The organism is Oleiphilus sp. HI0125 (assembly GCF_001635355.1).
The window spans coordinates 1-10969 of the sequence record NZ_LWGF01001455.1 but is presented as its reverse complement, the minus strand read 5'-3'; the positions used below and the strand labels follow the sequence as shown (position 1 = coordinate 10969).

General features: G+C 43.3%; 11 protein-coding genes. 3 read left to right on the top strand and 8 right to left on the bottom strand.

Going from position 1 to position 10969, the window contains the following annotated elements:
- The 8 genes from thrC to ffh all read right to left on the bottom strand — a co-directional run.
- The coding region (thrC, locus tag A3762_RS24700; RefSeq protein ID WP_068758097.1) for a threonine synthase at positions 1 to 808 on the bottom strand (808 nt) is incomplete at its 3' end.
- 11 nt (positions 809 to 819) lie between these two features.
- Positions 820 to 2121 carry a homoserine dehydrogenase gene (locus A3762_RS24695; protein ID WP_068479392.1) on the bottom strand — a complete coding sequence of 434 codons (1302 nt, stop codon included), beginning with the start codon at positions 2119 to 2121 and terminating at the stop codon, positions 820 to 822.
- A 177-nt stretch (positions 2122 to 2298) separates the two neighbouring features.
- Positions 2299 to 3048, bottom strand: coding sequence for a DsbC family protein (locus A3762_RS24690; protein ID WP_068479390.1), 750 nt, complete (start codon positions 3046 to 3048; stop codon positions 2299 to 2301).
- A gap of 148 nt (positions 3049 to 3196) precedes the next feature.
- Positions 3197 to 3553, bottom strand: a complete 357-nt coding sequence (gene rplS, locus A3762_RS24685) for a 50S ribosomal protein L19 (RefSeq protein WP_068479388.1) — start codon at positions 3551 to 3553, stop codon at positions 3197 to 3199.
- 44 nt (positions 3554 to 3597) lie between these two features.
- Positions 3598 to 4350 carry a tRNA (guanosine(37)-N1)-methyltransferase TrmD gene (gene trmD, locus A3762_RS24680; protein WP_068475552.1) on the bottom strand — a complete coding sequence of 251 codons (753 nt, stop codon included), beginning with the start codon at positions 4348 to 4350 and terminating at the stop codon, positions 3598 to 3600.
- 6 nt (positions 4351 to 4356) lie between these two features.
- Positions 4357 to 4881 (bottom strand): ribosome maturation factor RimM, encoded by a 525-nt coding sequence (rimM, locus tag A3762_RS24675; protein WP_231876511.1) that lies wholly within the window; start codon positions 4879 to 4881, stop codon positions 4357 to 4359.
- Between the two features lie 22 nt (positions 4882 to 4903).
- The gene (rpsP, locus tag A3762_RS24670) at positions 4904 to 5149 is read right to left on the bottom strand and encodes a 30S ribosomal protein S16 (protein ID WP_068475547.1); all 246 of its coding nucleotides are present in this window, start codon (positions 5147 to 5149) and stop codon (positions 4904 to 4906) included.
- A gap of 165 nt (positions 5150 to 5314) precedes the next feature.
- Positions 5315 to 6703, bottom strand: coding sequence for a signal recognition particle protein (ffh, locus tag A3762_RS24665; protein WP_068479386.1), 1389 nt, complete (start codon positions 6701 to 6703; stop codon positions 5315 to 5317).
- Positions 6704 to 6803: 100 nt separating this feature from the next.
- Between ffh and A3762_RS24660 the strand changes: the two genes are divergently transcribed.
- From A3762_RS24660 to A3762_RS24650, 3 genes are all read left to right on the top strand, one after another.
- The gene (locus tag A3762_RS24660) at positions 6804 to 7583 is read left to right on the top strand and encodes an inner membrane protein YpjD (protein WP_068476074.1); all 780 of its coding nucleotides are present in this window, start codon (positions 6804 to 6806) and stop codon (positions 7581 to 7583) included.
- A gap of 28 nt (positions 7584 to 7611) precedes the next feature.
- Positions 7612 to 8874, top strand: a complete 1263-nt coding sequence (locus A3762_RS24655) for an HlyC/CorC family transporter (RefSeq protein WP_068479384.1) — start codon at positions 7612 to 7614, stop codon at positions 8872 to 8874.
- Positions 8875 to 8998: 124 nt separating this feature from the next.
- The coding region (locus A3762_RS24650) for a DUF1631 family protein (RefSeq protein WP_068758095.1) at positions 8999 to 10969 on the top strand (1971 nt) is incomplete at its 3' end.

Genomic DNA, 10969 nt, shown 5'->3' with positions numbered 1-10969 from the left:
CCATATTTCTCGCCAGATAGCCGGCAAAAATATCACCAAAATTTCCTGTCGGAACCGAAAATGAAACACTGCGCGACGGGCCACCTAGAGCTAATGAAGCACTAAAGTAGTATACGATCTGCGCCATAATTCGTGCCCAGTTAATAGAATTAACCGCAACAAGACGCGTCCCTTCAAGGAAGGATTGATCCGCAAAACTTTCTTTAACCATGTTTTGACAGTCGTCAAAATTACCTTCAACAGCGATATTAAATACATTGTCAGCAATGATGGTCGTCATTTGTTTACGCTGAACATCCGACACTCGGTTATGAGGATGAAGGATAAAAATATCTACATTGTCACAGTGGCGACAACCTTCAATAGCTGCTGAACCAGTATCACCAGAGGTCGCTCCCATGATAACTACTCGTTCATCACGACGCTTTAAAACATAATCTAGTAAACGCCCTAGCAATTGCAGAGCAAAATCTTTAAAAGCTAATGTTGGACCACGAAACAACTCCATGACCCACTCATTACTATCAATTTGAACTAGCGGGGCGACACTCTTGTGATCGAATACCACGTAAGTCTCATTGATCATCGCCTTAAAATCGTCAGAAGGAATAGAACCTTCTACGAACGGGTACATGACTTTGTAAGCAAGTTCAGAATATGGAAGACCACGCCACGAAGCGATTTCTTCTTGGGTAAAACGTGGCAATGATTCAGGAACATACAAGCCGCCATCACTAGCCAAGCCAGCAAGCAATACCTCTTCAAAATTTAAAGCAGGAGCTTCACCACGAGTACTGATATATTTCATTTTTCTACCTATTAAAACTGCGCTACACGATGCTTAACAACCACACCTGCTGTATTTGAAAGTTGCTCGATCTCACTAATTGCCAGATTCACGACATCTTCTTTTACTTCATGAGTGAGCATAATTACGGGCGTCATATCACCAACCTGCTCGTTTTCTCGCTGGGTAATCGAATCAATATTGATCCCGTGCTTACTCATAATGCTAGTAATCGATGCAAGAGCTCCCGGTGCATCCGTAGCCATCACTCGCAAATAAAACGGACATACAACATCACCAATTTCAATGATGCTGGTATCCTTGAGAGCTTCCGCTTCGAACCCTAAGCCCGGAACAATCGGTTTAGCGCCGGCAACTAAAGCACGCGCCACATCTACTACATCAGCTATCACTGCTGAAGCTGTTGCTTCTGATCCAGCCCCTGCCCCATAGTAAAGTGTGTCACCAACTGCATCACCCGTAACAACTACAGCATTCATTACGCCGTCGACCTTTGATATCAACGCAGACTTAGAAATTAACGTCGGGTGAACGCGAAGTTCGACGCCATCTCCGCGTTTCTTAGCGATCCCAAGGTGTTTGATCGTATAACCAAGTTCCTCAGCATAATTAACGTCATCTGTAGAAACCTTACTAATCCCCTCGGTAAACGCTTTTTTAAATTGAAGAGTGATACCAAAAGCCGCTGATGCCAGAAGAACAAGCTTATGAGCCGCGTCAATTCCTTCGACATCGAACGTTGGATCTGCTTCAGCATATCCAAGAGCCTGAGCCTCTTTCAAAACGTCCTCGAAGTCTCGACCTTTATCGCGCATTTCAGTAAGAATAAAATTACCGGTACCGTTGATAATACCTGCAACACTTGAAATATCATTGGCCGCCAAGCCTTCGCGTACCGATTTAATAATCGGGATACCACCTGCAACGCTCGCTTCGTAACAAAGACTAACTCCCGCAGAATTAGCCAAAGCAAATAGTTCATTGCCGTGCTCTGCAATCAAAGCCTTGTTAGCCGTTACAACGTGCTTACCTGCCTGAAGAGCCGTCTCTACTAACTCTTTTGCAGGGCTGTAGCCGCCAATCAACTCAAGCACAACATCTACTTCGGGGTTTGTTACAACAGCGTTCAAATCCGTTGTAAAGTCGATACCTGTCAAATCACAATTGTCTTTCTTCGTGCGCGAAGCAATCTGAATAATTTCAATCGAGCAACCCGTGCGTGCTGAAATCTCTTCACGATTTCGATTTAAAACATTAACCACGCCACTCGCTACAGTACCAAGACCGCATATGCCCAATTTGAGTGTTTTCAAAACACGTACCTCTTAAATCAACTGAAAGCTAAAAAACTAGCCCTTAAAACGGGCGCATAGTATAACGGGTAGAAGGGACAAAAAGAATGGAATCAATGATTTAAAACGCGCTTTTTAGCGAGAGTTTGACATGGTTAGAAACTAAGCCGAGACAAACAGTCCCGGCCTAATGCGTAATTAAATACCTAAACGTTCGGCAAATTGCTCAGCAGGCATATAGCCAGGAATTAAGGTGCCACCCTCTAAAACAATAGCGGGCGTTCCAGTCACACCAAATTGCTGCCCTAACCGATACTGCTTAGCGACAGGATTTTTACAACTAGCCACATCATTTAGACGACCAGTACTTCGATTAACTTTTGAATCTAGACGACCCTCTTTTGCCTCATTCATTGCCTCAAGCGAATCGTCGGCACACCATACGGACGTTAATTTATCATAAGACGCACTGTTAACACCGGCGCGAGGGAAGCTCATATAGCTCACCGTTATACCCAACTCATTCATTTTAGGTATTTCCCGATGCAGCTTTCGACAGTAACCACAATCAATATCAGTAAAGACTTTAATTTGGGCCTTTTCCTCACCTTTAGCCTTGTAAGTGATCAGCTCCGAAGCTTCGATCGATTTCAACAACTCACCACGCTTTGCCTGACGCTCTTTTTCACTAATATTCTCAAGTCGACCACCAATTGTGCTGTACAACTCGCCTGTAAAAAAATACTCACCGTTACTTGAGACAAAAATCGCCTGCCCACTTTGATCATGAACTTGATAGATACCGCCAACTGGCGTTTCAGCAACCGAAACAACCTCCAATTGCGGGACAGCTTTTTTCAAGGCCGACTCAATATTTTGTTCAACTTCAGCGATAGCGAACACCGGCATGCAAGCGAATAAAAGACCACATATATTACTTAACTTCATAACAACCCCATTTAAATTTATCCCTTATATGATCACATGCATCAGAGAACGTTCAATATCTTATAAATAAAAACTACGAACAAGGATCACCTAACCGTAAACGCAAAAAACCCCGACGAGTCGGGGTTTTTTATAAATCAATATAAACTTAGTTAAGCTTCTCTTTGATACGTGCAGCCTTACCACTAAGCTCACGCAAGTAGTACAACTTAGCCTGACGAACATCACCACGACGCTTAACAGTAATGCTATCAACTAGCTTACTGAAAGTCTGGAATGTACGCTCTACACCTACACCGTAAGAGATTTTACGAACAGTAAAAGAAGAGTTTAAGCCACGATTACGCTTAGCAATAACGACACCTTCGAACGCCTGAAGACGCTCACGGTTACCTTCCTTAACTTTAACCTGGATTACAACAGTGTCACCTGGGCCAAACTCAGGCACTTCTGTTGTCATTTGCTCAGCTTCAATTGCGCTGATGATGTTGTTCTTGCTGCTCATTTTACTCTCCAAAAATTGAGTAGATCAGGTTATCTCAACCTTACCTACCGATTCACGTCTTTTAAAAACTCTTCCAAAAGCTGTTGCTGCTCTTGGTTCAATTCAATTTTGTCGAGCAAGTCAGGTCGTCGCTCGTACGTTCTTGCAAGTGACTGACTTAATCGCCACTTGCGAATTTTTTCATGATCACCCGATAACAATACCGAGGGAACCACTTCTCCTTCAAGCACTTCAGGCCTCGTATAGTGAGGACAATCAAGCAAACCATTCGCAAAAGAATCTTCTTTTGCAGATTCTGTATGACCAAGCACTCCTTCTAAGTGCCTGCTCACCGAATCCATAACAACTAGTGTAGCTAACTCTCCACCGCTCAACACATAATCACCGATCGAAACTTCCAAATCGATATGCGTCTCTATTAAACGCTCATCAATTCCTTCATAACGACCCGAGACCAGCACTAAAGAAGGTTCTTGAGCCAACTCTCTAGCAAGCTTGTCATCTAGCCTCTTACCTTGAGGAGACAAGTAAACCACTTTAGGCGCAGACTTACCTTTTCGCTCAGCTTCGGCTTTAGCAAACTCAATTGCATCACGCAAAGGCTGAACCTTCATAAGCATTCCCGGACCGCCCCCGTAAGGTCTGTCATCCACGGTTTTATGCTTGTCGTGTGCAAAATCTCTAGGATTCACCAAGTCTAACTCGACCAATCCTTTACTGACCGCGCGTCCAAATACGCCCGATACAGAAAATGGTTCAAACATTTCAGGAAAAAGACTAACTAGTCCGAACCACATAAACGCTTAGAACTCTGGATCCCAGTCCACGGTCATTTGAGATAACTCAAGATCTACCGACTTAACAACCTGATCCGGCAAATAAGGAACTAGCCGCTCTTTTGCATCCAAGCTGCCTTCACACTTACGAATAACTAGCACGTCATTTGAGCCAGTTTCCATCAAGTGATGAACTTTACCCAGAAGCTGACCCTCTATAGTAAGCACTTTTAGACCTTCTAACTGATGCCAATAAAAGTCACCAGCTTCCAGCTCGGGCAGCGATGCAACATCAATTTTAATATATGACTCTGCAAGCTCTTTAGCCTGATCACGATCATCATACCCATCGATGTGTGCAACTAATCCATTGCCATGAACCTTACACTGCTTAACCTTTACATCCTGTGTCTTACCACACTTTTGCAAAGACCAAACTTTATATTTTGCTAGGTTCTCTTTTGGCTGAGTATATGAAAACACTTTCACCCAACCTTTGACGCCGTAAACAGACGTCACTTTGCCCATAATGGTTTCGTTATTGGAACTCACAACGGGCCTCCGCTAAAACGACTTAAGCCGCTTTAGCGTCTTTTAGTAAAGTTTTAACGCGATCAGAAATTTGAGCACCTTGACCTACCCAGTACTCAACACGTTCTGCATCAACACGCAAACGCTCTTCTTGGCCACGTGCAACAGGGTTGAAGAAACCAACACGCTCGATAAAACGACCATCGCGAGATGAACGGCTGTCTGCCACAGTTAAGTGGTAGAATGGGCGCTTCTTAGAGCCACCACGAGATAAACGGATTTTAACCATTTTGCTAATACATCCTGATAAACAGTTTAACTATATAAAGCCCCCATACAGCAAATGCATTAACTGAGGGACTCGAAAGGGCGCGTATTCTATAGCAATACTACGAAATTGAAAACACCCATTTACATTTTTACGCTTCTTTTCAATTAACTAAGCGTTAGATAGCTAGAAACGACCGAAAGGACCGCCGCCACCGCCGGGCGGCATCATCCCCTGCATCCCTCTCATCATATTCGCCATTCCGCCTTTTTTGCTAAATTTCTTCATCATTTTAGCCATCTGCTTATGTTGCTTTAAAAGACGATTCACATCTTGGATCTGAGTTCCAGAGCCCGTTGCTATCCGGCGCTTTCTGCTATTATTGATGGAATCTGGGTATCGACGCTCTTTTGGCGTCATCGATGAAATGATCGCTTCTAACTGCCCTAAAGACTTATCGTTTACTTGGGACTGCGCGGCCTGTGCCATCTGTCCCATTTGCCCCATACCAGGAAGCTTATCGAGCAGACCAGCTACACCACCCATATTTTTCATTTGCAGGAGCTGATCTCTAAAATCTTCCAAATCAAAGGTTTTACCTTTCTTTATCTTCTTAGTCAGCTTGTCCGCTTTCTTTTTATCAAGCTTTCTTTCTGCATCCTCGATAAGACTGAGTACATCACCCATTCCAAGAATTCTTGATGCGAGACGATCAGGATAAAAAGGCTCTAGCGCGTCAATCTTCTCGCCAACACCCATAAACTTGATAGGCTTACCAGTAATCGCTCTAACCGATAACGCTGCACCACCGCGCGCATCACCATCTGTCTTTGTAAGAACAACACCCGTCAGCGGAAGCGCATCGTTAAATGCTTTCGCTGTATTCGCAGCATCCTGACCGGTCATCGAATCAACTACGAATAAGGTTTCGACAGGGTTAACTGATGCGTGAAGGTCAGCTATTTCAGCCATCATCTCTTGATCAACCGCCAATCGGCCAGCTGTATCGACAATCAGCACATCCATAAATTTAAGCTTTGCTTCAGCAATAGCCGCCTCAGCAATAGCTACAGGCTTTTGGTCCGCTGTACTTGGGAAGAATGTAGCACCAACTTCACCAGCAAGCGTTTCCAATTGTTTGATTGCCGCCGGACGATAGACATCAGCACTAACGACCATTACTTTTTTCTTCTCTCGCTCTGAGAGATATCTCGCCAATTTAGCTACCGAGGTTGTTTTACCCGCACCCTGCAGACCAGCCATTAAAACGACTGCTGGCGGCTGAGCATTTAGACTAAGCCCTTCAGACTTTGCCCCCATCACAGCCGTAAGCTCGTCATTAACAATTCGAATAAATTCTTGCCCTGGCGATAGACTTCTCATCACCTCTTGACCAAGAGCTCTAGTGCGAACCTGCTCAACAAAATCTTTCACCACAGGCAAGGCTACATCCGCCTCGAGCAAAGCCATCCTTACTTCGCGTAACGTACCCTTGATGTTGTCGTCAGTTAATTTTGCCTGACCAGTGACCTTTTTAAGACTTTCGGAAAGCCTTTCGCTAAGATTCTCAAACATGTTTTATAGCTCTAATGATTATTGCCAAGTATTCGCAAACAGCGCATTATAACGACAATCAAAATTAATTAAATCGAAAGTCTCAGACTAACGCAGTTAAATGAACGCATCTTTACTCGCTTTGATAGCAATATGCCTCTATTTACTAGGCTCAGGCTTCAAAGCCATACAAATTATAAGAAAATCTGCGCCACGCAACATCATCCCAATCACTAGTGGACTGGTTGCTGCAATAGCTCAAGCAAGCAGTATCGTAATTAGTTTCGGCCAACACCAATCATTCGACCTCGTCCATAGTACGGCCATCATTACGTGCATATCAGTCGTTGTATTTATCATATTTGCAACGCGTAAACCGATACATAATATGCTGCTTATCATGTATCCAGCTGCCGCACTCAGCATGATTAGCATGCTTGCAATTCGTCCGGATGACGCCCCGAATCAACTTGATAACGGAATTTTAGTGCATATCGCATTGTCTATTTTGGCCTATAGCATTCTATGCTTGGCCTCCGTACAAGCAATCTTTGTTGTTTACCGTAACCGACAGCTTAAATCACACCTACATTCGAATAGCTCTCTCCCACCATTACTCGTAATGGAAAGCACCTTGTTTGATTTGTTAAGAATAGGCACCTTATTCCTTGCTATAGCGATCACTCTAGGCTTCATATTCGTGCATGATCTCTTCGCGCAACATCTTGCACACAAAACATTCTTCTCTTTAGTTTCTTTGGTGCTGTTCGGCGTACTGTTGTTCGGCAGACGCCAATATGGTTGGAGGGGCTCACTCGCAGCAAGCCTTACCTTATGGGGCACAGGGTCGTTAATGCTTGGTTTTTTTGGCACCAAGATAGTTCTTGAATCTATACTGTAATTTCTTTTTCTAGCAACCGAGCTTTACCTTGAACGAAACTTCCCTTACCTGGCTATTTGGCTCCCTTGGCGTTCTTATAATGTTGTCCGGCTTTTTCTCAAGTTCCGAAACAGGAATGCTGTCACTCAACAAGTACCGTCTTAAGCATCTAAAGAAACAAGGACATAAAGGCGCAAACAAAGCGAGCGACCTGCTCGACCGCACAGATCAACTTATCAGCGTTATTTTGATCGGCAATAATTTCGTAAACATACTTGCCTCTTCAATTGCTACAGTTATCGCAATCCGTCTCTGGGGTGATGCAGGTATTGCGATCGCAACCGCGTTACTTACGCTAACCATTTTAATTTTCGCCGAAATCACTCCAAAAACATTTGCAGCTTATCACCCAGAAAAGATAGCGTTTCCAGCAGCCCACATTCTCAAGCCACTCCTAAAACTGCTATACCCTGCTGTTTGGTCTGTAAACCTAGTCACCAACAACCTATTAAAAATACTGGGCATTAATACCTCAGCGCAGACTGAGAACCATATAACGAGAGAAGAGCTAAAAACACTCGTCCATGAAGCTGGCAATAAAATCCCTCGCTCTCACCAAGACATGCTGATCAGTATCCTTGATCTAGAGAAAGTAACTGTCAACGACATCATGATTCCTAAGAATGAAGTGATTGGACTAGATATTGAAGACAACCTAGATGATTTGATCGAACAAGCTAGAAGCTCGCAACACACTAGGCTCCCCGTCTACAAGGGAGACATCAACAACATAATTGGTGTACTCCACCTGCGAAACATGACAAAAGTTTTGTCTCATGCTGAGCCAAATAAAGCAGCACTACTGCAGGCATGTCGTGAGCCCTATTTTATCCCCGAAAGTACTCCGCTAAACCATCAGTTACTTCAATTTCAAAAAGCAAAACGCAGAATCGGCATTGTGGTTGATGAATATGGTGATGTTCAGGGACTTGCAACAATGGAAGATATCTTAGAAGAAATTGTTGGGGAGTTCACAACGGACTACTCTACAACCAGCAGCTCAGATATCACTGCGCAAGAGGACAGCAGCTTCCTTATTGATGGCTCCGCCACCATTAGGGCGATTAATAAAGCGCTTAAATGGTCATTACCTACTAATGGCCCTAAAACGATTAACGGGCTTATTACTGAGTCATTGGAGTTCATTCCTGAGCACCCAGTTTGCATAAAGATTGGTAACTACGAACTAGAAGTCAGACAAGTGAAAGACGACAAAATCAAAACTGTGCGCGCATTTAAAGGTAAAGCGTAACAAATTGCCCATTTTTCATACTAAAACACTTAGTTTCTTGCGAGTTTGTACTAATATGCGTAAATTACAGACTTCGGCGTCATTTTAACTTTTTGATACATTTCTCTATCGCTTGAGTGCACCAATGGCAAACAGCTTTAACGTCAACGACAATGCCAATTCTCGAGAAAGTGCTAACAGCTCAGCCGTCTCAGAAAAACTGTTCAATGCCTACTCTCAGCATGTATCTCCCCTACTAGATCAATCATTTGATGCGATTGATGACACCTTGTTTGATCTTGCAAATAATGCAAGAAACAACAATGAGCAAAATCGCTATTTCGAAGCCATGCGTGAATTACGCCTCAAACGTAAAGCCATATGCACGAACATTGATCAATCTCTTCAATCTTTATTTCAATTTCCTTTCGAGCAGATAAAACTTAATACACCAGCGCCGTCACAAGTTGAATCTCTATCAGTGGTAGACGACAAGCAATTTGAAGAGCAGCTAGCGGTTGAGACAATGGCTAGTAAGTCACGAGCTAACTTTCAGCATATTCACCTAACTCTGCATCAACGCATGGCCGAGGCTTATCAGCTTAATGGTGATGAACTTAGTCCAGAGTCACCTGAGTTATTAGCTCATATCATTGCTAGCAGCTGCAAAAATCTCGATATCGAGCTCGGTGAGCTTCTTTTGCTATACAAGCACTTAGACAAACACTTATTTTCCAAGCTTGAAGAGCCACTAAACGCATTGAATGACACTCTAATTTCTGAGGGAATTCAGCCGGATCTAAGCCTGACTAAACGCAAACAATCCGTCCGCTCCAAGCAAGAAACAACAAGAGCTCCTGTCGCACACGATCATCGAGACATTACGGCACAAGAAAACACTACTCAAACAGCCACACAAACGATTAAGACACAGCATTACGCTAGCTCTCAAGACATCATCCAAGCACTGAATATTGTAAACGCCGCGAAGGAAGCGACAAATGAAGCAAGGTTTTTTGACGCCAAGACAATCAGCCAGTACGTGACACAACAACTTCAGAAAAGCTCAAGAAAACAAGTGGCCGAAAAAGATCTTGATGTTATTAATCTAGTCGGCTTACTGTTTGAGTACATACTCAACGACAATAATTTAGCGCCAGAAATGCAGGCGCTTATTGGTCGCTTGCAAATACCTGTACTTAAAGCGGTCATTCATAATCCTGTATTTTTCAAAGAGCATGCTCATCCGGCTAGAACCTTCATTAACAACTTAGCCACAGCAGCGATTGGCTGGACCAACGACAATCAAAACAGCGCACGAACAAAACTATACGACGAGCTTCGCTCACTCGTAGATGACATTATCGAAGATAAAAGTGGTCACTATGACTGTTTTACAGCGTCAAATTTAAAGTTAGAGCTTTTTATCGCGCGCGAAAACAAACGCCAAAAATTGCTCGAGCAACGTACGAAACTAACAGAAGAAGGACGCATTAAAAGCCGGGTTGCCCAAGAATTTATCGACTCAACTCTAAAAGCACTCGTTGAATCACATAGGAACTTACCTACTAGCATTTCTGAACTTCTAACCGGACCATGGAGACGAGTATTGTTCATCGCATTTCTTCGCGATGCGCAAGAACACAATTGGGATACCTGCAGAAAGACAACTGAAGACTTACTTTGGTGTACTAGAAAACATGCAACACAAAATGACCGTCAAAAGTGGTTAGCTCTGGTACCACGTCTGTTAAAGCAAATAGACGCCGAATTAACTCGTATATCGTTTGACCCCTACTCAGCCAATAGAATGCTTGCAGACATCAAAAAAGATCTTACAAGTATTTTCAGGGAAACAGCACTTAGCAACCAAAATGATGCCAGCCTCAATAAACCAAATAATGCTAGCAGCACAGGCGCAATCACAAAGCAAAAAAGCCTACGCCCTCAACTTAACAAGAATGTTGAGTTGTTAGCTCAGCTGGAAATTGGAAGATGGGTCCAAATAAAAATTAACGGAAATTTGAAACGCTACAAACTGATTAGCAGAGTAGACGAAGCAAACGTATATGTATTTGCCGATAGATTTGGCCTTAATCCAATAGAGTTAAGTTCC